The sequence below is a fragment of the Pseudomonas sp. F-14 TE3482 genome (assembly GCF_053629455.1).
In genome coordinates this window covers 1,961,654-1,983,787 of record NZ_JBRJII010000001.1, presented here as the reverse complement: position 1 = coordinate 1,983,787, position 22,134 = coordinate 1,961,654, and the positions used below count along the sequence as shown (strand labels likewise).

Genomic DNA, 22,134 nt, shown 5'->3' with positions numbered 1-22,134 from the left:
GAGCGAGGCTTGCCCGCGAAGACGTCCCGTCAGGCAGCAGATCACTCAATGGTCACCCCCGCTTTCAGCCACCCCCCGCCAAGCCTTATAGTGACCACATCCACGCTTTTACGAGATCCCCCATGAGTCAGGAAACGCCGTACATTTTCGACGCCACGACTGCCGATTTCGACCAGTCGGTGATCGAGAACTCTTTTCACAAACCGGTGCTGGTGGATTTCTGGGCCGAATGGTGTGCGCCGTGCAAGGCTTTGATGCCGATGTTGCAAACCATCGCCGAGAGCTATCAGGGCGAGTTGCTGCTGGCCAAGGTCAATTGCGACATCGAGCAGGACATTGTTGCGCGCTTCGGCATTCGCAGTCTGCCGACTGTGGTGCTGTTCAAGGATGGTCAACCGGTGGACGGCTTTGCCGGTGCACAACCGGAATCGGCTGTGCGCACCATGCTCGAACCCCACGTGCAAATGCCGCCGCCCGCTGCAGCCGACCCGTTCGAGCAGGCTCAGGCGCTGTTCGATGACGGCCGTTACGCCGACGCCGAAGCCACCCTCAAAGTACTGCTGGCTGAAGACAACACTAACGCCAGGGCGCTGATCCTCTACGCCCGCTGCCTGACTGAGCGCGGCGAACTGGGTGAAGCGCAAATCGTGCTCGACTCGATCAAGACCGATGAGCACAAGGCTGCCCTGGCCGGCGCCAAGGCGCAGATCCAGTTCCTCGGTCAGGCCAGGGATTTGCCGGATGCGGCAGACCTGAAAGCGCGTCTGGCGAAAAATCCGCTGGACGATGAGGCCGTCTATCAACTGGCGATCCAGCAACTGGCCCGTCAGCAATACGACGCGGCGCTGGATGCCCTGCTGAAACTGTTCATCCGCAATCGCAGCTACAGCGAAGGCTTGCCGCACAAGACCTTGCTGCAAGTGTTCGAATTGCTGGGCAACGATCACCCGCTGGTGACCACGTACCGTCGCAAGTTGTTCGCTGCTCTCTATTAACGTCAAAAGATCGCAGCCTTCGGCAGCTCCTACGCTGGCTTATGCCAGCTGTACAGCGGCGTATCTCCGCCGCTCACCACTTTGACGTCTGCACAGTGGCGCAAGCGCACCAACAAGCGCTTGCCCGCCGCTGCGCTGCCCGTCAACCCTTCCAGTTGCTCCAGCAAATCCGGCCCGCTCAATTGTCCGGCCTTGCGTAGTAACTCTTGGGCGATCTGCCACAGCGCATCGTCCTGATTCACCGGTTTGGCGGGCGCAACACTGGCCTCGGGTTTTGCTGCCTGCAACTGCGCACCGAGCTGCGCCCAGTCGCCTTCATCGAGCTCCAGTGTCAAATCCACCGGCCAGTCGCCGATGCTTCCGCGTATTCGCAACATAAGTCTGCTCCTGCCCATACCTGACTCGCATGCTCCCATGGGTCTTGCGCAACGCCAAGCAGACGGTCAAACTCTCCGCACTTTCGTTATAAGATTACATAACAAACTTTTCATTTTACTTTCCGGAGATCCGTCATGCGCCGTCTGCTGCTCGCTTTGCCGTTTGCCTTGTTGCCGCTGGCTGTCGCCCATGCAGCGGTCGAGCATGATCACGATCATGATGAACATGGCAGCCTCAGCGCCCACGAACATGGCGTCGGTCGCCTGAATGCGGCGCTGGATGGCCAGACCCTGGAGCTGGAGCTGGAAAGCCCGGCGATGAACCTGGTGGGTTTCGAACACGCCGCTACCACCGACGCCGACAAGGCCAAAGTCGCCGCCGTCCGCGCGCAGCTGGAAAAACCGCTGGTGCTGTTCAATCTGCCAAAAGCCGCCGGTTGCGTGGTCGCGACTCAGGAACTGGAAAGCCCGCTGTTCGGTGACAAGCCGGATGCCGATGACCATGACGAAGAAGACGCCAAGGATGGTCATGAGCATCACCATGACCACAGCGAAATCCATGCCCATTACCAATTCAGCTGCTCGGCCCCGGGCGCGCTGAAGACCCTGGACCTGGCGAATATCTTCAACACATTCCCGGCCACCCAGAAGATTCAGGTACAACTGATCAGCCCGAGCGGGCAGCAAGGGGTTGAAGTAACAGCCAAGGCTGCCGCCCTGAAATTCTGATCCGACACCAATCCAATGTGAGAGCGGGCTTGCTCGCGAAGGCGGCAGCACATATAGCAATGATGTGACTGAAATACCGCTTTCGCGAGCAAGCCCGCTCCCACAGGGTTCACCACCAACCTGACCGGTTTCACATGACCCAAGCACTCATCGAACTGTCCGACCTGGGCTTCAGTTGGCCCGGTCATCCGCCGCTGCTGGACATCCCGGCGTTTCGCCTCATGCCGGGTGAAACCCTGTTCCTCAAAGGCCCCAGCGGCAGCGGCAAGACCACTCTGCTCGGCCTGCTCGGCGGCGTGCAAAAGCCTGATCGCGGCAGTATTCGCCTGCTTGGCCAGGAGTTGACCGAACTCTCTGCCGGTGCCCGCGACCACTTCCGCGTCGATCACACCGGCTACATCTTCCAGCAGTTCAACTTGCTGCCGTTTCTCTCGGTACGCGAGAACGTCGAGTTGCCCTGCCACTTCTCCAAAGTGCGCGCAGAACGGGCGGAACAGCGCCACGGCAGCGTCGATCAAGCCGCGGCCACCCTGCTCGCCCACTTGGGCCTGAAGGATGAAAACATCCTCAGCCGCCGCGCCGATTCGCTGTCCATCGGCCAGCAGCAACGGGTCGCCGCCGCTCGTGCGTTGATCGGTCAGCCGGAACTGGTGATCGCCGACGAACCGACCTCGGCGCTGGACTACGACGCCCGCGAAAACTTCATTCGCCTGCTGTTCGCCGAATGCCGCGAAGCCGGGTCGAGCCTGTTGTTTGTCAGCCATGACCAGAGCCTCGCGCCGCTGTTCGATCGCCACCTGTCGCTGGCCGATCTCAATCGCGCCGCCACCCCGTCCGAGGTCTGAGATGTATTTGTTTCGTCTAGCCATGGCCAGCCTGGCTAACCGTCGCTTCACCGCGATCCTTACCGCGTTCGCCATCGCCCTGTCGGTCTGCCTGTTGCTGGCGGTGGAGCGGGTGCGCACCGAGGCCAAGGCCAGTTTCGCCAGCACCATCAGCGGCACCGACTTGATCGTCGGCGCGCGTTCCGGCTCGGTGAACCTGCTGTTGTATTCGGTGTTCCGCATCGGCAACGCCACCAACAACATCCGCTGGGACAGCTTCGAACATTTCGCCAACAACCCGAAAGTGAAGTGGGCGATCCCGATGTCCCTCGGCGATTCCCATCGCGGATATCGGGTGATGGGCACCACCGAGGCGTACTTCGAGCATTACCAGTACGGCCATCGACAGCACCTCGAACTGGCGGACGGTCGCGCCTTCGCCAGCGATCCATTCGAAGTGGTGCTCGGCGCCGAAGTGGCCGATGCGCTGCATTACAAGCTCGGCGACAAACTGGTGTTGGCCCATGGCGTAGCGGTGATCAGCCTGGTCAAACACGACGACAAACCGTTCACCGTGGTCGGCATTCTCAAACGCACCGGCACCCCGGTGGACCGCACGCTGCACATCAGCCTCGGCGGGATGGAAGCGATTCACGTCGACTGGCACAACGGCGTGCCGGCGCGCGGTAATGGCCGGATCAGTGCCGACCAGGCGCGCAACATGGACCTGACGCCGCAAGCGATCACTGCGTTCATGCTCGGCCTCAACAGCAAGATTTCGACGTTCGCGCTGCAACGGGAGATCAACGAATTCCGTGGCGAACCGATGCTGGCGATCCTGCCGGGTGTGGCATTGCAGGAGCTGTGGAGTTTGATGAGCACGGCGGAAAAAGCCCTGTTCGTCGTCTCGCTGTTCGTGGTGCTGACCGGATTGATCGGCATGCTCACGGCGATCCTCACCAGCCTCAACGAGCGGCGCCGCGAGATGGCGATTCTGCGTTCGGTCGGCGCTCGGCCGTGGCACATTGCGACCTTGCTGGTGCTGGAAGCCTTTGCCCTGGCGTTGTCCGGAGTGATTGCCGGTGTGGCGCTGCTGTATGTGTGCATCGCGGTGGCGCAGGGTTACGTGCAGGCGAATTATGGCTTGTACTTGCCGCTGGCCTGGCCGAGTGAATATGAATGGACGCTGCTCGGTGGCATCCTGATCGCCGCGCTGCTGATGGGCAGCGTGCCGGCCTGGCGTGCTTATCGCCAATCCCTGGCCGATGGCCTGTCGATCCGACTATGAGGACATTAATGATGCCCCGCGCTGTGCTTGCGCTATTGATGCTGGTTGCCCTTCCGCTGTGGGCAGCCGAACCAAAGGACCTGACCTGGTCGGAAATGATTCCGCCGGATGCGGCGCCAGAAGTGCCGAACATGACGCCGCTGCATGACCTGTCGAAGATGAGCGATGCTTTGTCCGCAGAATCGGCCCCAGCGGCCAAGCAGGACATGCCAAACGCGCCGGTGGTGAAGAGCCTCGACGGCAAGAACATTCGTTTACCGGGGTACATCGTGCCGCTGGAAGTCAGTGAAGAGGGCCGTACTACCGAGTTTTTGCTGGTGCCGTATTTCGGCGCCTGCATCCATGTGCCGCCGCCACCGTCGAACCAGATCGTGCATGTCAAAAGCGAAGTCGGCGTGAAGCTTGATGAGCTGTATCAGCCGTACTGGATCGAAGGGGCGTTGCAGGTGAAAGCATCCACCAGCGAGTTGGCGGATGCCGGGTATCAGATGGAGGCGGACAAGATTTATGCGTATGAATTGCCGGAGTGAATCCGGTAGTTCTGTGTTGTCTGTTCAATCGCCATTGCGGGCAAGCCCGCTCCCACAGTGTTTTCTGTTGTTCACAAATAGTGCATTCACAGAAGATCCCTGTGGGAGCGAGCCTGCTCGCGATGAGGCCATCAAGGGTTTCGCAAAAATCGGGGCCATCACTGTTTCATTGAGCTGAGTCAAAAGACCGTATCAGTTGGATCCCTACCATTGGACATCGAACATTTTTAACGTCCTTTGGAGCCCCCATGCACAAGTCCAAGCTCTGCGCTTCGCTGTTCGCCCTCGCGCTCGCAGCCCCGCTCGTCCATGCTCACACCGCCGGTGACATCATCGTTCGGGCTGGTGCGATCACCGTCAACCCGGAAGCCGACAGCTCCAGCGTCAAGGTCGATCAAGGCCCGCTGAAGGGCGCCGATCTGGGTGGCAAGGCCACCATGAGCAGCGACACCCAACTGGGCTTGAACTTCGCCTACATGATCACCAACAACCTGGGGATCGAACTGCTCGCGGCCTCGCCGTTCGAGCATGACGTGAAGCTCAAAGGCACCGCCCTCGGCGCCGCCAACGGCAAACTCGGCACCCTCAAACACCTGCCGCCGACCCTGAGCCTGGTCTACTACCCACTGGATTCCAAGTCCGCGTTCCAGCCGTACATCGGCGGCGGTATCAACTACACCTGGATCTACGACGAGCACGTCGGCAGCGAAGCCGCCGCCAACGGCTTCAGCAACTTCAAGGCGGAAAACTCCTGGGGGCTGGCCTGGCAGGTCGGTGCCGATTACATGCTGACCGAAAACGTAATGATCAACGCCCAGGTGCGCTACATCGACATCGACACCACCGCGACCGTGGAAAACAACGCCGTCGCACCGGGCACCCGAGCCAAGGTCGACGTTGATGTGGACCCGTTCATCTACATGGTTGGTTTGGGTTACAAGTTTTAAGAAGCATTTGATCGGCTTCTGTGGCGAGGGAGCTTGCTCCCGCTGGGCTGCGAAGCAGACCCAATAATGGCGACTGCTGCGCAGTCGAACGGGAGCAAGCTCCCTCGCCACGGGTATTGCATCGGCCACAAAAAAGGCGCCTTCAACGGCGCCTTTTTCATGGCTGCGTAAAACCTCAGTGCCCGAGCAACCGTGCCAGGCCAACACTCATTGGTGTCTGCTCGGGATAGGTAAACCGCTCCAGCAAACGCCGGTTATTCGCCCGTGAATGGCGGATGTCGCCGGAGCGCGCCGGGCCGTAGCTCACGGGTGGCAGCTTGCCGACCACCGCTTCAAGGGCTTCAAGCATTTGCTTGAGGGTCGTCGCCTGATTCCAGCCGACATTCACGGCGCCAACCTCGACCTGTGGCTTCTCGATGGCTTGCACCAACACGTCCACCAAGTCCTCGACATAGACAAAATCCCGAGTCTGCTCGCCATCGCCAAACACGGTGATTGGCAAGCCTTTTTGCGCGCGCTCGCTGAATATGCTGATCACCCCGGAATACGGCGAGGACGGATCCTGGCGCGGGCCGAAGATATTGAAGAAGCGGAAAATCACCGGCTCCAGACTGTGCTGGCGACGATAGAAATCGAAGTAATGCTCGCTCGCCAATTTGTCCGCCGCGTACGGCGTCAACGGCGCCTTGGGCGTGTCTTCGTCGATCGACTCGCCTTCGCCATTATTGCCGTAGACCGCCGCGCTGGATGCGAACAGCACCCGTTTGACGCCGGTCTGACGCATGGCTTCGCAGACATTCAGCGAACCGATGAAATTGCTCTGGTGAGTCTTCACCGGATCATCCACCGAAGCCTGCACCGAGGCCACCGCGGCCAGGTGCGCAACAGCGCTGCAACCGACCATCGCCTGCGCCACCAATGCGGCATCGGCGACATCGCCCACGATCAGTTCGACGAGGGGATTGTCCAGCGGCAGGTTGCTGCGTTTGCCGGTAGAGAGGTCATCGAGAATGCGCACCGAATGCCCTTTGGCAAGCAAGGCGTCGGTCAGGTGCGAACCGATGAAACCGGCGCCGCCGGTGATTAAAACAGGGCTGTCAGCCATGGCGATAAAACCTATCCAGTAAGCCCGGGAGTGCCGCGCGCCAGGCGCGGGGCTTGATCCCGAAAGTGTGCAGAATTTTCTTGCAGGCCAGCACCGCGTGTTGCGGTTCTTCGGCGGCGTCGGGCCGCGCGGCGTGAGCCTGGGCGGTCGGTGCTTCGATGGCCAACGGGTGCAGGGCCCGTGCTTCGGTAAGAATCGCCTGCCCCAGTGCCAACGGTGTGGTCGCCTCATGCCCGGCGTAGTGGTAAGTGCCCCACAGTGGCGCCGCGCAGTCGAGTTGCTTGAGCACCGAAATGATCACCCGGGCGGCGTCGTCCACCGGCGTCGGATTACCGCGACGGTCATCGGCCATCAGCAGTTCTTCAGCTTTCTCGGCCCGGGCCAGGAACCGCCCAAGGGTGCCGTCGGGGCTGTCATCGAGCAGCCAGCCGAAACGCAGCAACACATGCTGCGGACAGGTGGCGCGCACGCTTTGCTCGATTCGCCACAAGGCCTGACCGCGCAGGCCCAGCGGTACCGGTTCGTCTTTTTCGCTGTAGGCGGTCGCCCGGGAGCCATCGAATACGCGATAACTCGACGGTTGCAGCAGCACGATGTTGTGATGCTGGCACAGCTCGGCCAGCCGTTCGATGGCTCGCTCCTGCCCGGCCAGACGCTGCTCGCTGACGGTCTCCGCCTGGAACCAGTCAAAATAGTAGGCGAGATTGATCAACGCATCCGGACGGGTATCGTCGAGCAGTTGCGTCAGGCTCGCGGCATCCCAGCCGTCTTGTGGTGGGCGGGGGGCGAGGAAACCGATGTCTTCCTCCGCACCGAGGCGAATCAGCGCCTGCCCAAGGGCATTTCCGCCGCCCAGTAACATAAGGCGCATTCGCATAGAGTCAGCAGGCCCAGTCTGATTGGAACGATGGCTTTATCGACAGCGCCCGCAGGCGATGTCCTCAATAATTGCCGGAATCGTTGCATTTTGCGGGTTTAGTGCGCAACCGTCATCCGTAAAGTGTAGATCCCAGGGATTTGTGGTGCTGCTACTGGCCTCATCGCGGGCAAGCCCGCTCCCACAGGGATCTTCTGTGAATGCAGTATTTGTGAACAACAGAGAACACTGTGGGAGCGGGCTTGCCCGCGATAGGGCCCTAAAGGCCGGCAAAGATCGTGAGCGGCACTTGCAACTTCCCGCCCCCACCCGCATAAATTACTCCATGAATCTGCCCATCCCCACGGACGCTGCACTGGCAGGCTTTCACCCCGCCGTCAGCGCCTGGTTCAGTAACACCTTCGCAACGGCCACCGCTGCCCAGGCCCGGGCGTGGCCGTTGATCCGCCAGCGCCGCTCGACCCTGATTGCCGCGCCCACCGGTTCCGGCAAGACCCTCACTGCATTCCTCGCCGTGCTCGACGATCTGGTCCATCGTGGCCTGGAGAGCCCGGACGGCCTGCCGGACGAAACCCTGGTGGTCTACGTTTCACCGCTCAAGGCCCTGTCCAACGACATCCGGATCAACCTGCAAAACCCGCTGGCCGGCATCACCGAACAGTTGCGGGTGATGGGCCTGCCCGACGTGCCGATCAGCACCGCCGTGCGCACCGGCGATACGCCGCAAAAAGAGCGTTCGGCCATGCGCAAAACCGCGCCACACATTCTGGTGACCACCCCGGAATCCCTTTATGTGCTGCTCGGCTCCGACTCCGGCCGGCAAATGCTCGGCACCACCCACACGGTGATCGTCGACGAAATCCACGCCATCGCCGCCAGCAAGCGCGGCAGTCATCTGGCCCTGAGCCTGGAGCGTCTGCAGGCACTCTGCTCGCAACCGCTGGTGCGTATCGGCTTGTCCGCCACGCAAAAACCCATCGAAGCGGTGTCGCGTTTTTTGGTCGGCCGTGATCGCGACTGCGAAATCATCGACATCGGCCACGCCCGTCCACGGGATTTGGACATCGAAGTGCCGCCCGTGCCGTTGTCGGCGGTGATGGCCAACGATGTGTGGGAGCTGGTCTATGACCGACTCGCCGCCCTCGCCCGCGAACACCGGACCACGCTGATTTTCGTCAACACCCGCCGTCTGGCCGAACGCCTGAGTCGACACTTGAGCGAACGACTCGGCAAGGAGGCCGTGGCCGCCCACCATGGCAGCCTGGCCAAAGAGTTTCGCCTGGACGCCGAGCAACGGCTCAAGCGCGGCGAACTGCAAGTGCTGATCGCTACCGCTTCGCTGGAATTGGGGATCGATATCGGCGACGTCGATCTGGTGTGCCAGATCGCTTCACCGCGCTCGATTGCCGGTTTTCTGCAACGGGTCGGCCGCTCAGGGCACCAGGTCGGCGGCACGCCCAAGGGCCGATTGTTTGCCACCACCCGCGACGACCTGATCGAATGCGCCGCCCTGCTCGATTGCGTGCGCCGTGGCGAGCTCGACACGTTACTGATCCCCGAAGCGCCGCTGGACGTGCTGGCCCAGCAGATCATCGCCGAGGTCAGCTGCCAGGAATGGCAGGAACAAGCGTTACTGGAGATGCTGCGAAAAGCCTCGCCTTACGCCACCCTCGACGAAAAGCACTATCAGGCACTGCTGCAAATGCTCGCCGAGGGCTACAACGGGCGCCTGGGTATTCGCAGCGCTTACCTGCACCGGGACGCCGTAAGCCGCACCCTGCGCGGCCGTCGAGGCGCCAAACTGACCGCTGTGACCAGCGGCGGGACGATTCCGGACAACGCCGACTACAGCGTTCTGCTGGAGCCTCAAGGGCTGAACATCGGCAGCGTCAACGAAGACTTCGCGGTGGAAAGTATTGCCGGGGATATCTTTCAGTTGGGCAATACGTCGTATCGAATCCTGCGGGTCGAAACCGGCAAGGTCCGGGTCGAAGACGCTCAGGGCCAGCCGCCAACCATTCCGTTCTGGCTCGGTGAAGCACCGGGGCGCAGTGATGAACTGTCGTTCGCCGTGGCCCGCCTGCAAGCGCAACTCGATGAACGACTCGGCGTCACGCCCGGCAACCTTCAGCCAGCCGTCGACTGGCTGACCGACACCCTCGGTTTGAACCTCGCCAGTGCCGAACAACTGGTGGATTACCTGGCCCGGGCACGGCTAACCCTCGGCGCCTTGCCGTCGCAAGACACGCTGCTGATGGAGCGGTTTTTCGACGAGTCCGGCGGTACTCAGCTGATCATCCACTCGCCGTTCGGCAGCCGCATCAACCGCGCCTGGGGCCTGGCCCTGCGCAAGCGTTTCTGCCGCACGTTCAACTTCGAATTGCAGGCCGCCGCCAGTGAGGACGCCATCGTTTTGTCGCTGTCCACCGGTCATAGCTTCGAGCTGGATGACGTCTGGCGCTATCTGCACAGCAACAGCGCCGAACACACCTTGATTCAAGCGGTACTCGAGGCCCCGCTGTTCGGCGTGCGCTGGCGCTGGAACGCCGGGGTCGCTTTGGCGCTGCCACGCTACAGCGGTGGACGCAAAGTACCGCCGCAGATCCAGCGGATGAAAAGCGAAGACCTGATTGCCAGCGTGTTTCCCGATCAGATCGCCTGCGTGGAAAACCTCGCCGGCGAGCGCGAGATTCCCGACCATCCGCTGGTGGAACAAACCCTCGACGATTGCCTGCACGAAGCCATGGACAGCGAAGGCTGGCTCGCGTTATTGCGGCGCATGGAACAGGGCGACATCCGCCTGATCAGTCGCGACTTGCCAGCGCCTTCGCCACTGGCGGCGGAAATCCTCAGCGCCCGCCCCTACACCTTCCTCGACGATGCGCCGCTGGAAGAGCGCCGCACTCAGGCAGTGCTCAACCGCCGCTGGAGTGATCCGCAGTCCACCGATGATCTCGGTGCCCTGGACGCCGACGCGATTACTGCGGTGCGTGATGAAGCCTGGCCAACGCCCACCGGCATCGATGAAATGCATGAAGCGCTGATGAGCCTGGCGTGCATCGCCGACAACGAGGCTCAGGCCAACCCGAATTGGCTCGATTGGCTGAACACCTTGGCCGACAGTGGCCGCGCCAGCCGTTTGCAGATCAACGCGGAGCAATCGCTATGGCTCGCGCTGGAACGACTGACCTGCCTGAGGGCGATTTATCCACAAGCCACATTGGCTCCACCGTTGGAGGCCTTGCCCGGTTTCGATGAAACCTGGGAGCCGGACGAAGCAGTGCTGGAACTGATTCGTGCACGGCTCAGCGCGTTTGGTCCGCTGCCGCTGAAAGCGATTGCCGAACCACTTGGATTACCGGCGACTCAAGTCACTCAGGCTCTGGCACAACTGGAGCGCGAAGGCTATGTACTGCGCGGGCAATTCACCCCGGGCGCCCCTGATGAAGAATGGTGCGAACGGCATCTGCTCGCGCGGATTCATCGCTACACGGTCAAATGGCTGCGACGGGAAATCGAGCCGGTGGCTCTGCAGGATTTCATGCGTTTTCTGTTCGACTGGCAGCATCTTTCCGCCGCGAGCCAAGGCCAGGGCCGCGCGGTGTTGCCGGCGATTATCAGCCAGTTCGAAGGCTACCCCGCCGCTGCTTCGGCATGGGACAGCGACATTCTGCCGGCGCGGCTCAAAGACTATTCGGCGAGCTGGCTGGATGAGTTATGCCGCAGCGGAAAACTGGTGTGGACCCGCCTGACCACGCGCAACAAGAGCACCAGCACCGCATTGCGCAGCACGCCGATTCTGCTGCTGCCGCGCAGTCAGGTCGGATTGTGGAGCAGCTTGACCGAACAGACGCCGGTCAGCGAACTGTCGCCCAAAACCCAGAAGGTCCATGAAGCGCTCAGCCAGCACGGCGCACTGTTTTTCGATGAGCTGATTCACGAAGCCCATCTGCTGCGCTCGGAACTGGAAATCGCCTTGCAGGAATTGGTCGGTGCCGGGCTGGTAAACGCCGACAGCTTCGCCGGCCTGCGGGCGCTGATTACCCCGGCCAGCAAACGCCAGAATCGCAGCAGCCGACGCGGACGCGGAGCGTTTGTCGGCGGCATGGACGATGCCGGACGCTGGGCGTTACTGCGCCGCGGTGCTGCCGCGCCGATTGTGGATAAGCAACGACCGACGCCCACACCCAGCGACACCCTGGAACACATCGCCATGACCTTGCTGCGCCGTTACGGCGTGGTGTTCTGGCGCTTGCTGGAGCGTGAGGCGGACTGGTTGCCGAGTTGGCGGGAATTGTTGCGCACATTTCATCGGCTCGAGGCTCGGGGCGAGATTCGTGGCGGGCGGTTTGTCAGTGGCCTGGCGGGGGAACAATTTGCGCTGCCCGAGGCGATTCCATTGCTGCGCGAAGTCAGGCGGCGACCGCATGATGGAAGTCTGATTGCGGTGTGTGGGGTGGATCCGCTAAACCTCGCCGGCACCCTGTTGCCAGGCGCGAAAGTGCCGGCACTGGCGAGCAATCGACTGGTGTATCGCGACGGCTTGCCAGCCGCCGCCGAGATTGCTGGCAAGCAGCAGTTCTGGCTGGAGCTGGATCAGCAGGCAATGGCCGAGGTACGCAGCAAACTGACCCGGCATTGATGGCGTCTGGTCTGGCGCCTTCGCGAGCAAGCCCGCTCCCACAGGGGATGTGTGTCGATCACAAAACCGTGCTCCGACACAGAACAAATGTGGGAGCGGGCTTGCTCGCGAAGAATGCACCGCGTTTTTTCAGGAATTACGCGTCATCGTTCTTCGCGGGCAAGCCACGCTCCCACAGGTTCTGCGCCTTAACTGACTGGCATTCGGGCAAGCCCCCCTTGCCATAGGTTTTGCTAGCCCACGAGATCTTTGACCTCCACACAAATATCAAATGCCCATCCCGGTATTTTTCCGCACGCCCCAAACCCCGACACTGCGCTCCATCAATCAATCCACCGGAGTTGCAGCCATGCCCATTGCCTTGCTCGCGCTGACCCTCAGCGCTTTCGCTATCGGGACGACGGAGTTCGTCATCGTTGGCCTGTTACCTACTATCGGCGCCGATCTCGGTGTCAGCCTGCCATCCGCCGGTCTGCTGGTCAGTCTGTATGCTCTCGGTGTGGCTATCGGCGCGCCGGTGCTGACCGCCCTTACCGGCAAAGTCCCACGCAAATTGCTGTTGTTGTCGTTGATGGTGCTGTTCACGCTCGGCAACTTGCTGGCCTGGAAAGCACCGAGCTACGAGTCGCTGATCATTGCGCGGATCGTCACGGGCCTGGCTCACGGGGTATTTTTCTCGATTGGCTCGATCATCGCCACCAGCCTGGTGCCGAAGGAGAAAGCCGCCAGCGCGATTGCCATCATGTTCACCGGCCTGACCGTGGCGCTGGTCACTGGCGTGCCATTGGGGACGTTTATCGGTCAGCATTTCGGCTGGCGTGAAACCTTTCTCGCCGTGTCTGCTTTGGGTGTGATCGCCTTCATCGGCAGCCTGCTCTATGTGCCGAAAAACATCGCCCACAGCAAACCGGCTTCGCTGTTGCAGCAATTGCAGGTGCTCAAGCAGCCGCGCCTGCTGCTGGTGTATGCCATGACGGCGGTCGGTTACGGCGGCTCCTTCATTGCCTTCACTTTTCTGGCGCCGATTCTTCAGGACATTTCCGGCTTCAGCGCCAGCACCGTCAGCCTGGTGCTGCTGGTTTACGGCATCTCGGTGGCCATCGGCAACATCTGGGGCGGCAAATTGGCGGACAAGCACGGTCCGATCAGTGCCCTGACAATCATCTTCGCCCTGCTCGCCGCCGTGCTGTTCGTGCTGACGTTCACTGCCGGAAATCCATGGTTGGCCTTGGCCACCGTGCTGGTTTGGGGCGCCGTTGCTTTCGGCAACGTACCGGGCCTGCAGGTGTATGTGGTGCGTCAGGCCGAACATCACACCCCGAATGCGGTGGACGTGGCTTCGGGCCTGAACATTGCGGCGTTCAACCTCGGCATTGCCGGTGGGGCGTGGGGCGGTGGTTTGATCGTGGCGCACATGGGGCTGATTCATACCGCGTGGATCGGCGGCCTGGTGGTATTGGTCGCACTGGCACTGACCGCCTGGAGTGGGCGTCTTGACCGGTTGGGTCCGGTGTATGTCGAACCGGCTGAGGGTTCGACCCGGATTGTTATAAGTCATTAATAAATCAAAAGATCGTAGCCTTCGGCAGCTCTTACAGGTGTTCACATTAGCCTTGTAGGAGCTGCCGAAGGCTGCGATCTTTTCGCGTTACCGTCCGTAGCCCCGTCGAAACTTTCTAGTACGCCCGGCAGTCATCAAAAGACAGAGGCTGTCCGAGGGCTACATAGACGGGAGGCGACATGGCGGCGATTCATATTGGTATTTCAGGCTGGCGCTACACGCCTTGGCGGGGGGAGTTCTACCCGAAGGGGCTGACCCAGAAGCGCGAATTGCAATTCGCTTCACGGGCGGTCAACAGCATCGAAATCAATGGATCGTTTTACGCCCTGCAACGGCCCGAACGTTATGCCCAGTGGTACGCCGAAACCCCGGAGGGCTTCGTGTTCAGCGTCAAGGCGCCGCGTTTTATCACCCACATCAAGCGCCTGCGGGACATTCATAAGCCGCTGGCGAATTTCTTTGCCTCCGGGATACTGGAACTCAAGGAAAAACTCGGCCCGATCCTCTGGCAATTCCCACCCAACTTTAAATTCGACCCGCAATTGTTCGAAAGCTTTCTCGAACAATTACCCCACGACACGGAACAGGCCGCCGCCCTCGCCCGCCAACATGAGCCACGCCTGAACGGTCACGCCAGCATGAAGGCTTACGGCAAAAAACCGCTGCGTCATGCCGTGGAAATTCGCCACGAAAGCTTTGTCGATCCCGCTTTCGTCCGTCTGCTCAAACGCTACAACACCGCGCTAGTCATTGCTGACACCGCCGGCAAATGGCCGTATCGCGAAGACCTCACCAGTGATTTCGTCTATTTGCGCCTGCACGGTGCCGAAGAACTCTACGCCAGCGGTTATACCCCCCAAGCGCTGAAACGCTGGGGCGACCGGATCGAGGCCTGGTATCACGGACAGCAACCAGCAGATCCGCAATTGATCGCGCCTCGGCAAAAACCCAAGACACGCAGAGCCCGGGAAATATTCTGCTATTTCGATAACGACATCAAAGTCCGCGCGCCCTTCGATGCCCGCCGTCTGCTTGAGCGTTTCCATCTCGACAAGGACCTTGCTACCGCCCCCGGTGAGCCAGTGGTCGAAGGAGTGCTGCCATGAGCATTCCCGAACCGGTCGGCACGACGGATGAACAGCAACCCATCATCAGCGCCGTGAGCCGTTTTACCGTGCTGACGGTCAACACCCACAAGGGTTTCACCGCGCTCAACCGGCGCTTCATCTTGCCCGAGTTACGCGAGGCGGTGCGCAGTGTGTCCGCCGACGTGGTGTTTTTGCAGGAGGTCCATGGCACCCACGAACATCATCCACAGCGCTACCTCAATTGGCCGGCGATGCCACAGTACGAATTTCTTGCCGATACCCTGTGGCCGCAATTTGCCTATGGGCGCAACGCGGTCTATCCGGCAGGCGATCACGGCAATGCGCTGTTGTCGAAGTTCCAGATCATTCGCCACGACAACCTCGACGTTTCCATCAGTGGCCATGAAAACCGTGGAATCCTGCATTGCGTGCTGCGGATGCCCGGCGATGGTCGGGAAGTGCATGCCATTTGCGTCCATCTGGGGCTTCGCGAAAGTCATCGCAAGGCACAACTCGAGCTGCTGATCCAACGTATGGAAGAGTTGCCGGAAGATGCCCCGGTGGTGGTCGCCGGCGACTTCAACGATTGGCGCCTGCGCGCTGATGCGCTGCTCAAACCCTGCGGCTTGCGTGAAGTCTTTGCCGAGTTGCATGGCAAACCTGCGCGTAGTTTCCCGGCGCGCTTGCCTGCGTTGCGCCTGGACCGCATCTACGTGCGCAACCTCAAGGCCAGCCATCCGCAAGTACTGGCGGCCCGGCCCTGGTCACACCTTTCCGACCATGCACCGCTATCGGTGGAGATCGAGCTATGACCGGCCCATTGATGGAAAAAACCACGATCGAACACGTTTCCACACCGCCGCCCGTACGTGAGCCGGCGGTTGTTAACGTCGTATACGGTTGGCACGGTAACAACCGGGTCCAATTGCTGGAGAACGGTGAGGAATACTTTCCACGGGTGTTTGAAGCGCTGCGCCAGGCCCAGAGTGAAATCCTGCTGGAGACCTTCATTGTGTTCGAGGACAAGGTCGGCAATGAACTGCAGAAAATCCTGATTGAAGCGGCTCAACGCGGGGTGCGTATCACCGTCAACCTCGACGGTTTTGGCTGCGGCGAACTGAGCACGGAGTACCTTGCGGCGCTGAGCAATGCAGGTGTGCGCCTGCAAATATTCGACCCCGCGCCGCGTCACTTCGGCATCCGCACCAACTGGTTCCGCCGCATGCACCGCAAGATTGTGGTGGTCGACGGCACGATTGCGTTCCTCGGCGGAATCAATTTTTCCGCCGACCATTTGGCCGACTTCGGCCCTGAAGCCAAACAGGATTACTCGGTTGAAGTGCAAGGCCCGGCGGTGGCCGATATTCATCATTTCGCCTTGCTGCAAAGCGGTCGCCCGGCCCGGGCCAAATACTGGTGGCAACGCCGCAGACAGAGGCGCGCAGAACTGGCGGTCAGCGATCATGATGGTCAGGTGCGGCTGGTGTATCGCGACAATGGCGAACACCCGGGCGATATCGAAGAGGTGTACTTGCAGGTCGTGCGCAGTGCCCGACATCGCGTGATCATCGCCAACGCCTACTTCTTTCCAGGCTATCGGCTGCTGCGGGAAATCCGCAACGCGGCGCGCCGAGGGGTCGAGGTGCGCCTGATCCTTCAGGGGCAGCCGGATTTGCGGGTGGCCAGACTCGCCGCGCGCATGACCTACGATTATCTGCTGCGAGCCGGAGTAGCGATTTACGAATACTGCGATCGCCCCCTGCATGGCAAAGTCGCCCTGGTCGACGAAGACTGGAGCACCGTCGGCTCAAGCAACCTCGACCCGCTGAGCCTGGCCCTGAACCTGGAGGCCAACGTGTTGATCCGCGACCGCGCCTTCAACCGCGACCTGTTCGAGCGGCTCGACGAATTGAGCAGCAACCACTGCAAGGTCATGTCGGCGGACAAGGCGCCTCGCGGACGGGTCTGGCACATGACCATCGGTTTTCTGGTGTTTCACTTCCTGCAGCATTTCCCGGCATGGGCCGGTTGGCTGCCGGCGCATAAACCGCGCCTCAAACCCTTCATTCATCCGACCGGGAGCGATAAGGCATGAGCCATTCTGATGCGCAGCCTGCCCCTCACTCCGACACGCCGAGAAAATCCCACTGGCACCGCTGGAAAAAGCCGCTGACGATGCTGTTTTTTCTGGCGTTGATCGTACTGTTCACGATGCTCGCCCAACGCATCGAATGGGGCGAAGTGTTCGATACTCTCGCCGATTTCAAAGTGCGCACACTGATCATCGCGTCCGGACTGACGTTGCTGAGTTTTCTGGTGTACGCCTGTTTCGACCTGATCGGCCGCACCTACATCCGTCAAGACCTGACCTGGCGACAGATCCTGCCGGTGGGGATCATCAGCTATGCCTTCAACCTTAACCTGAGCGCCTGGGTCGGCGGGGTTGCCATGCGTTATCGGCTGTATTCACGGCTCGGCGTGAGCAAAAGCAACATCGCGAAAATCCTCGGGCTGAGCCTGGCGACCAATTGGTTCGGCTACATGGTGATTGCCGGCACCGTGTTCAGCAGCGGACTGGTGCGAATGCCGCCAGGCTGGAAGCTGAGCAGCGGTGCCCTGCAAGGCGTGGGCGTGTTATTGCTGCTACTGAGCGCGGGTTATCTGGCGGCCTGTCGGTTTTCCAGGCGACGGGAATGGTCGATTCGCGGCGTGGAAATCAACCTGCCGTCGCTGCACATGGCCGTCCTGCAACTGGCCCTCGGCGCACTGAACTGGTCGCTGATGGCGGCGGTGATCTTCACCCTGCTACCGAGCAAACTGGATTATCCGCTGGTGCTTGGCGTGTTGCTGATCAGCGCCATTGCCGGGGTCATCACCCACATTCCGGCCGGGCTCGGGGTGCTGGAGGCGGTGTTCGTGGCATTGCTGCAACACGAGGCCTCACGAGGAAGTCTGGTGGCAGGGTTACTCGCGTATCGGGCGATCTATTTCCTGCTGCCGCTGCTGATTACCGTGGTGATGTATCTGGTGGTGGAAGCCAAGGCGAAGTCGTTGCGGATTTCGAAAAAACCTCAGAATTAAGAAGCAGAATCAAAAGATCGCAGCCTTCGGCAGCTCCAACGGGTATTCACATGTCCATGTAGGAGCTGCCGAAGGCTGCGATCTTTTTACGATGACTGAATGAGGCTCAACCGCTCGCCCACCACCATTTCCGTGATCCAGCCCACCAGGATCGAGGTGTAAGCCTGTTGCGAGACAGGCTCGCTCAAGGCGTGATCGGCGCCGTCGATAATCCGGTGAGTCAGCGAGTGGGTCTGCTGACACGCCGCGCGGTAACTCATGATGGTCGCGTGGGGCACATAGGCGTCGGTCTCGGACTCCACCAGCAACACATCCCCGGTAAATTGCGAACAGGCATGCAGTGCGCGATTGCTGTCGGCGCTGACCCGTGTGCTGCGGTAATCGCGCAGATCGAGCTTGTCCAGATCACGCTTGGGTGTGTGCCAAAAGTCGTCGCGATACAACGCCGGCACCCGCAGCGCCAGCCAGCGCACCGGGCGCAAGGACGTCAGGATCGCCGCCAGATAACCGCCATAACTGGTGCCGACCACGGCGATCGCAGACGTGTCGAGCGCCGGATGGGCGAGCAGTCGATCGTAGGCCGCCAGCAGGTCACGCAGGTTGTCTTCGCGGGTGACCCGGGATAATGGAATACCGGTCCCGCCGGTATGCCCGCGCAAGTCGAATGTCAGGCACACGCAACCCAACCCGGCGATGCCTTTGGCGCGTTCCAGGTCGCGCTCCTGACTACCGCCCCAGCCATGAACGAAAAGCACACCCGGGACTTTCGATTTGGGGCTGAGGAAGGTTCCGCTCATCTGTTCATCGTCGATGTCGATCGCAATGGTTTCGCTTCTAGCCGTCATAGGATTTGACCGTTACGTACTTGAGAAGAAAGTCACTGTGTTCCGCAGGCCCGCGGTAGACCTCGATGGCGTTGGCCGGCAAAGGTTGATCGGTATAGATTTCGACCGACGACACGCGAATCGCGCGCAAGCCGGGGTCGTTGACGAAACTCTGCAGCGCCGCGACTTCAGCACTGCTGGCACCGCCCAGGCGCCAGGATTGCTCGAGCACGCCGCTGCGTTGTTTGCCATCGCAATCCAGCCCTTGGGCGATGTCGTAGTTGCGCCGCGAGGCATAGAAACCGGGGTAGGCTTCATCGGCCGCGCTGTCGAACACTTGCGCCTGCTGAATTGCCAGCCTCGTTTCGTCCGGTAATTCCAGCGCCAACAGGTCTTCGTAATAGCCTTGCACCACCAACAGGTTGGACCCTCCATAAACCTGCTCGCCCTGACCGTCTTCGGTCAAGTATTGATCACCGCAATAACTCAGCACTTTGTCGCCGATGAAGCTTTGGCCGACACTATGGGTGACCACCTCGGTCAAGTCTTGTTCCAGCACCACGCCGTCGGTGAACAATGTTTTGGCATCGGGGCGAGCGAGGATGGCGTCGAACTGGTCGAGGCTTTTGATCACTTCCTGACCACGTCCGGCGCAGGCATGAATAGGCTTCATGCGGATCGGACCGCTGTAGAGCAGGTGCTCCGCTGCCGGGCGAGCATCCTCCAGGGAGAACACGCTGAGGCCATCGAGCACGACGCTGCGTACCCGTTCGGAAAACAACGACGACCAGCCTTCGGGTGCGAACGCATACTTGTTCAACAACCCATGGCTGATGGCTTTGGTGCAGATGAAATCGTGGTCGACGTAACCGCCCCACAAATCCTCCGGCCCTTTGACACCCAGCTGCCGGGCGGCAGCAACACCCACCAGCGTCTGGGTCGGCAACAGATAAATGTCCCGGCCGCTATGCAGCTGTGGGTCGTAACTGCCGCCATATTCGAGCCCGACGACCTGGGCCAGCCAACGGGCCAAGGCGCGATTGGTTTCGACTTCGTGCAACGAGGCGTCGGGTCGCACCGAATGGGCGAGCACCAGTTTCTTGCGACGTGTTGGGGTCATGCGTTCCCCTTCAATCTGCGTTTGATAAATGTAGCTGAAGGGGGTGCAGAGATCAGGCCAATGGCGGCTGGAAAAAAACGGTTTTTAAATCAGCCAATTGCGAAACAGGTGGTAGCACAAGGCCTGTTTTATTCTGCACGACACCTTTCAATACTCCCGGCATTTTGCACGACCAAAGCCTGGCTCCCACATTTTCAGATCTGCAGTGATGCTCGCTACCGAGCCGTTGCCGCGGTCGCAGACACACCAAACCGCGCCCGGTAATCACTCGGCGCAAGCCCGGTAATCTTCTTGAACGTTGCCCGAAACGCACTCGGGTCCTGGTAACCCACGGTCCAGGCAATGTGATCAATGGTGCCGTTGGTGAATTCGAGCATTTCCCGCGCCTTGCCAACCCGCAGATGCTGGCAGTACTCGGTGGGTTTCAACCCGGTCGCCGCACGGAATCGCCGCAGGAAAGTGCGTTCTTCCAGCCCTGCCCGATCGGCCATCGCCGCCAACGAGACATCAGTTGCCCCAGTGCTTTGCAGCCAATGCTGGACCTTGAGAATCGCCGCATCGCCATGGTTGAGAATCGGTGAAAAATTACTGCCGCATTCGCTCGCACTATCGCTGTGTTCCACCACCAGAAACCGCGCCGTGCCGGTGGCGATGCTCGGCCCGAGCAAGCGGTTCACCAATCGTAATCCCAGCTCTGACCAGGCCATCAAGCCGGCAGTGGTGATCAGGTCACCGTCGTCGACAATCGGCGTGTCAGCCTTGAGCTTGATCGCCGGGTAACGCTCGGCGAAAGCCTTGGCCGAGGTCCAGTGGGTGGTGGCGCTGCGACCGTCGAGCAGGCCGCTTTCGGCCAGCAGGATCGAACCCACGCAGACCCCGCCGAGGGTCGCACCGTTGGCATGTTGCTGACGAAGCCAGCGAATCAGCCCTTGGGGCGCCTGCCCCTCGGAGAAACCTCCGATCGAGGGCGGGATCAATACGGCAACCAATGCGCCGGCCGGGCCGGAATGAGTGTCATAGACCCGCTCGGGCACTTGATCACCCTCGACCTGCCAATGACTGACCCGCAGCAACGGTAGCTGCGCCGACTGATGCTCGGCGGCGATCCGGTTGGCCACGCCGAACAGATCCGTCAACCCATGCACCGCCGCCATCTGCGCACCGGGATAGATCAGCACGCCCAGTTCGGCGACTGTCTTTTCAACACCCATTGTCAGTTTTCCCCCTTCTATTGTCGGTGCGGCCAATCCTCGGACGGCCAGCAAAACCTAATACTTGATTCACACCCAACAAACACTTCGAGGAAACACCCATGGCCAAGCAAGCACTCATCGTAGTCGATATCCAGAACGACTACTTCCCCCAGGGCAAGTGGCCTTTGGTCGGCGCCGATGCCGCAGCAGACAACGCCGCACGGATGATTCAGGCGTTTCGCGAGGCCGGTGATCCGGTGGTGCATATCCGCCACGAATTCACCTCCGATGCCGCGCCGTTCTTCGCTCCAGGTTCCGACGGCGCGAAGCTGCATCCCAAAGTTCTCAACCGCGCCGACGAGCCCGTGGTGCTCAAACATTTCGTCAACTCGTTCCGCGAAACCGAACTGGAGGCGATCCTCGACCAGCAAGGCATCGAGCACCTGGTGGTGGTCGGGAGCATGAGCCACATGTGCATCGATGGCATCACCCGCGCCGCAGCCGACCTGGGCTATACCGTCACGGTGATTCACGACGCCTGCGCCACCCTTGACCTGGAATTCAATGGCGTCACCGTCCCGGCCGCCCACGTACACGCTGCCTTCATGTCGGCCTTGGGTTTTGCCTATGCCAGCGTGGTGTCCACCGATGATTTTCTGGCTGGTTAGATGAAGAACCTGTGGGAGCGGGCTTGCCCGCGATGAGGCCGGAACATTCAACATTTCTGCCAACGGTTAGACCGTCATCGCGGGCAAGCCCGCTCCCACAGGATTGCGCTTAACTGACTGGCATTGAGTGATAGACCTTCTTTTGTCATACGCCTGTGCAGCAGTCTAAAATTCTCACGCGTGAGCTATTGAGGGCCACGAAAATTGCCTGTAGTGTTTCTCACGCGTGAGATTTTCACTACGGAGTCACCAGTATGAAAAGCAGCTCTCCATCAGATCCGCCTA

The 22,134-nt window shown here is 60.7% G+C and carries 19 protein-coding genes; 13 read left to right on the top strand and 6 right to left on the bottom strand.

Translation table 11 applies throughout. From position 1 onward, the window contains the following. Nucleotides 1–122 precede the first annotated feature (122 nt). Nucleotides 123–995, top strand: a complete 873-nt coding sequence (gene trxA, locus AB7M26_RS08895) for a thioredoxin (protein WP_123498498.1) — start codon at nucleotides 123–125, stop codon at nucleotides 993–995. A 29-nt stretch (nucleotides 996–1,024) separates the two neighbouring features. On the opposite strand, the gene AB7M26_RS08890 is transcribed toward trxA, so the two are convergent. Then, nucleotides 1,025–1,372 carry a hypothetical protein gene (locus tag AB7M26_RS08890; RefSeq protein ID WP_123498496.1) on the bottom strand — a complete coding sequence of 116 codons (348 nt, stop codon included), beginning with the start codon at nucleotides 1,370–1,372 and terminating at the stop codon, nucleotides 1,025–1,027. A gap of 135 nt (nucleotides 1,373–1,507) precedes the next feature. Here AB7M26_RS08890 and AB7M26_RS08885 point away from each other — a divergent pair, with 135 nt between their 5' ends. The 5 genes from AB7M26_RS08885 (at nucleotide 1,508) to AB7M26_RS08865 (ending at nucleotide 5,690) form a co-directional block, all read left to right on the top strand. Continuing rightward, on the top strand, nucleotides 1,508–2,101 hold the full coding sequence (locus AB7M26_RS08885) for a DUF2796 domain-containing protein (protein ID WP_123498494.1): 594 nt from the start codon (nucleotides 1,508–1,510) through the stop codon (nucleotides 2,099–2,101). A gap of 134 nt (nucleotides 2,102–2,235) precedes the next feature. Then, nucleotides 2,236–2,946, top strand: a complete 711-nt coding sequence (locus tag AB7M26_RS08880) for an ABC transporter ATP-binding protein (protein WP_454238984.1) — start codon at nucleotides 2,236–2,238, stop codon at nucleotides 2,944–2,946. Nucleotide 2,947: 1 nt separating this feature from the next. Next, nucleotides 2,948–4,213 (top strand): ABC transporter permease, encoded by a 1,266-nt coding sequence (locus AB7M26_RS08875; RefSeq protein ID WP_123498490.1) that lies wholly within the window; start codon nucleotides 2,948–2,950, stop codon nucleotides 4,211–4,213. A gap of 11 nt (nucleotides 4,214–4,224) precedes the next feature. Beyond that, nucleotides 4,225–4,743, top strand: a complete 519-nt coding sequence (locus tag AB7M26_RS08870) for a DUF3299 domain-containing protein (RefSeq protein ID WP_123498677.1) — start codon at nucleotides 4,225–4,227, stop codon at nucleotides 4,741–4,743. A gap of 248 nt (nucleotides 4,744–4,991) precedes the next feature. Continuing rightward, the gene (locus AB7M26_RS08865; RefSeq protein WP_123498487.1) at nucleotides 4,992–5,690 is read left to right on the top strand and encodes an OmpW/AlkL family protein; all 699 of its coding nucleotides are present in this window, start codon (nucleotides 4,992–4,994) and stop codon (nucleotides 5,688–5,690) included. A gap of 175 nt (nucleotides 5,691–5,865) precedes the next feature. Here AB7M26_RS08865 and AB7M26_RS08860 read toward each other — a convergent pair whose 3' ends face one another. Next, nucleotides 5,866–6,795, bottom strand: a complete 930-nt coding sequence (locus AB7M26_RS08860) for an NAD-dependent epimerase/dehydratase family protein (RefSeq protein ID WP_123498485.1) — start codon at nucleotides 6,793–6,795, stop codon at nucleotides 5,866–5,868. Beyond that, the gene (locus AB7M26_RS08855; RefSeq protein ID WP_032830563.1) at nucleotides 6,788–7,672 is read right to left on the bottom strand and encodes a sugar nucleotide-binding protein; all 885 of its coding nucleotides are present in this window, start codon (nucleotides 7,670–7,672) and stop codon (nucleotides 6,788–6,790) included. Before AB7M26_RS08855 ends, AB7M26_RS08860 begins: the two co-directional genes overlap by 8 nt. A 325-nt stretch (nucleotides 7,673–7,997) precedes the next feature. On the opposite strand from AB7M26_RS08855, the gene AB7M26_RS08850 reads away from it, so the two are divergent. The 6 genes from AB7M26_RS08850 (at nucleotide 7,998) to AB7M26_RS08825 (ending at nucleotide 18,044) form a co-directional block, all read left to right on the top strand. Further along, nucleotides 7,998–12,314 carry a DNA glycosylase AlkZ-like family protein gene (locus AB7M26_RS08850; RefSeq protein ID WP_123498483.1) on the top strand — a complete coding sequence of 1,439 codons (4,317 nt, stop codon included), beginning with the start codon at nucleotides 7,998–8,000 and terminating at the stop codon, nucleotides 12,312–12,314. 349 nt (nucleotides 12,315–12,663) lie between these two features. After that, nucleotides 12,664–13,875, top strand: a complete 1,212-nt coding sequence (locus AB7M26_RS08845; protein WP_123498481.1) for an MFS transporter — start codon at nucleotides 12,664–12,666, stop codon at nucleotides 13,873–13,875. Between the two features lie 179 nt (nucleotides 13,876–14,054). Beyond that, entirely contained in the window at nucleotides 14,055–14,981 is a 927-nt protein-coding gene (locus tag AB7M26_RS08840; RefSeq protein ID WP_123498479.1) for a DUF72 domain-containing protein, read from the top strand. Next, entirely contained in the window at nucleotides 14,978–15,775 is a 798-nt protein-coding gene (locus AB7M26_RS08835; protein WP_123498477.1) for an endonuclease/exonuclease/phosphatase family protein, read from the top strand. Before AB7M26_RS08840 ends, AB7M26_RS08835 begins: the two co-directional genes overlap by 4 nt. Next, nucleotides 15,772–17,058, top strand: a complete 1,287-nt coding sequence (clsB, locus tag AB7M26_RS08830) for a cardiolipin synthase ClsB (RefSeq protein ID WP_123498475.1) — start codon at nucleotides 15,772–15,774, stop codon at nucleotides 17,056–17,058. The genes AB7M26_RS08835 and clsB overlap by 4 nt, the downstream gene beginning before the upstream one ends. Further along, nucleotides 17,055–18,044, top strand: coding sequence for a lysylphosphatidylglycerol synthase domain-containing protein (locus AB7M26_RS08825; RefSeq protein WP_123498473.1), 990 nt, complete (start codon nucleotides 17,055–17,057; stop codon nucleotides 18,042–18,044). Before clsB ends, AB7M26_RS08825 begins: the two co-directional genes overlap by 4 nt. An 86-nt stretch (nucleotides 18,045–18,130) precedes the next feature. Here AB7M26_RS08825 and AB7M26_RS08820 read toward each other — a convergent pair whose 3' ends face one another. From AB7M26_RS08820 to AB7M26_RS08810, 3 genes are all read right to left on the bottom strand, one after another. Beyond that, the gene (locus AB7M26_RS08820) at nucleotides 18,131–18,889 is read right to left on the bottom strand and encodes an alpha/beta hydrolase family protein (protein WP_429374677.1); all 759 of its coding nucleotides are present in this window, start codon (nucleotides 18,887–18,889) and stop codon (nucleotides 18,131–18,133) included. Next, nucleotides 18,879–19,988 (bottom strand): DUF3182 family protein, encoded by a 1,110-nt coding sequence (locus AB7M26_RS08815; protein ID WP_123498470.1) that lies wholly within the window; start codon nucleotides 19,986–19,988, stop codon nucleotides 18,879–18,881. The genes AB7M26_RS08820 and AB7M26_RS08815 overlap by 11 nt, the downstream gene beginning before the upstream one ends. A 215-nt stretch (nucleotides 19,989–20,203) precedes the next feature. Then, entirely contained in the window at nucleotides 20,204–21,199 is a 996-nt protein-coding gene (locus AB7M26_RS08810; protein WP_123498468.1) for a GlxA family transcriptional regulator, read from the bottom strand. A 101-nt stretch (nucleotides 21,200–21,300) separates the two neighbouring features. Between AB7M26_RS08810 and AB7M26_RS08805 the strand changes: the two genes are divergently transcribed. Continuing rightward, the gene (locus AB7M26_RS08805) at nucleotides 21,301–21,849 is read left to right on the top strand and encodes a cysteine hydrolase family protein (protein ID WP_123498465.1); all 549 of its coding nucleotides are present in this window, start codon (nucleotides 21,301–21,303) and stop codon (nucleotides 21,847–21,849) included. Nucleotides 21,850–22,134 lie beyond the last annotated feature (285 nt).

Coding starts and splice junctions, on each gene's coding strand:
- trxA (WP_123498498.1), top strand. CDS start 123: ATGAGTCAGGAAACGCCGTACATTTTCGACGCCACGACTGCCGATTTC.
- AB7M26_RS08890 (WP_123498496.1), bottom strand. CDS start 1,372: ATGTTGCGAATACGCGGAAGCATCGGCGACTGGCCGGTGGATTTGACA.
- AB7M26_RS08885 (WP_123498494.1), top strand. CDS start 1,508: ATGCGCCGTCTGCTGCTCGCTTTGCCGTTTGCCTTGTTGCCGCTGGCT.
- AB7M26_RS08880 (WP_454238984.1), top strand. CDS start 2,236: ATGACCCAAGCACTCATCGAACTGTCCGACCTGGGCTTCAGTTGGCCC.
- AB7M26_RS08875 (WP_123498490.1), top strand. CDS start 2,948: ATGTATTTGTTTCGTCTAGCCATGGCCAGCCTGGCTAACCGTCGCTTC.
- AB7M26_RS08870 (WP_123498677.1), top strand. CDS start 4,225: ATGCCCCGCGCTGTGCTTGCGCTATTGATGCTGGTTGCCCTTCCGCTG.
- AB7M26_RS08865 (WP_123498487.1), top strand. CDS start 4,992: ATGCACAAGTCCAAGCTCTGCGCTTCGCTGTTCGCCCTCGCGCTCGCA.
- AB7M26_RS08860 (WP_123498485.1), bottom strand. CDS start 6,795: ATGGCTGACAGCCCTGTTTTAATCACCGGCGGCGCCGGTTTCATCGGT.
- AB7M26_RS08855 (WP_032830563.1), bottom strand. CDS start 7,672: ATGCGAATGCGCCTTATGTTACTGGGCGGCGGAAATGCCCTTGGGCAG.
- AB7M26_RS08850 (WP_123498483.1), top strand. CDS start 7,998: ATGAATCTGCCCATCCCCACGGACGCTGCACTGGCAGGCTTTCACCCC.
- AB7M26_RS08845 (WP_123498481.1), top strand. CDS start 12,664: ATGCCCATTGCCTTGCTCGCGCTGACCCTCAGCGCTTTCGCTATCGGG.
- AB7M26_RS08840 (WP_123498479.1), top strand. CDS start 14,055: ATGGCGGCGATTCATATTGGTATTTCAGGCTGGCGCTACACGCCTTGG.
- AB7M26_RS08835 (WP_123498477.1), top strand. CDS start 14,978: ATGAGCATTCCCGAACCGGTCGGCACGACGGATGAACAGCAACCCATC.
- clsB (WP_123498475.1), top strand. CDS start 15,772: ATGACCGGCCCATTGATGGAAAAAACCACGATCGAACACGTTTCCACA.
- AB7M26_RS08825 (WP_123498473.1), top strand. CDS start 17,055: ATGAGCCATTCTGATGCGCAGCCTGCCCCTCACTCCGACACGCCGAGA.
- AB7M26_RS08820 (WP_429374677.1), bottom strand. CDS start 18,889: ATGACGGCTAGAAGCGAAACCATTGCGATCGACATCGACGATGAACAG.
- AB7M26_RS08815 (WP_123498470.1), bottom strand. CDS start 19,988: ATGACCCCAACACGTCGCAAGAAACTGGTGCTCGCCCATTCGGTGCGA.
- AB7M26_RS08810 (WP_123498468.1), bottom strand. CDS start 21,199: ATGGGTGTTGAAAAGACAGTCGCCGAACTGGGCGTGCTGATCTATCCC.
- AB7M26_RS08805 (WP_123498465.1), top strand. CDS start 21,301: ATGGCCAAGCAAGCACTCATCGTAGTCGATATCCAGAACGACTACTTC.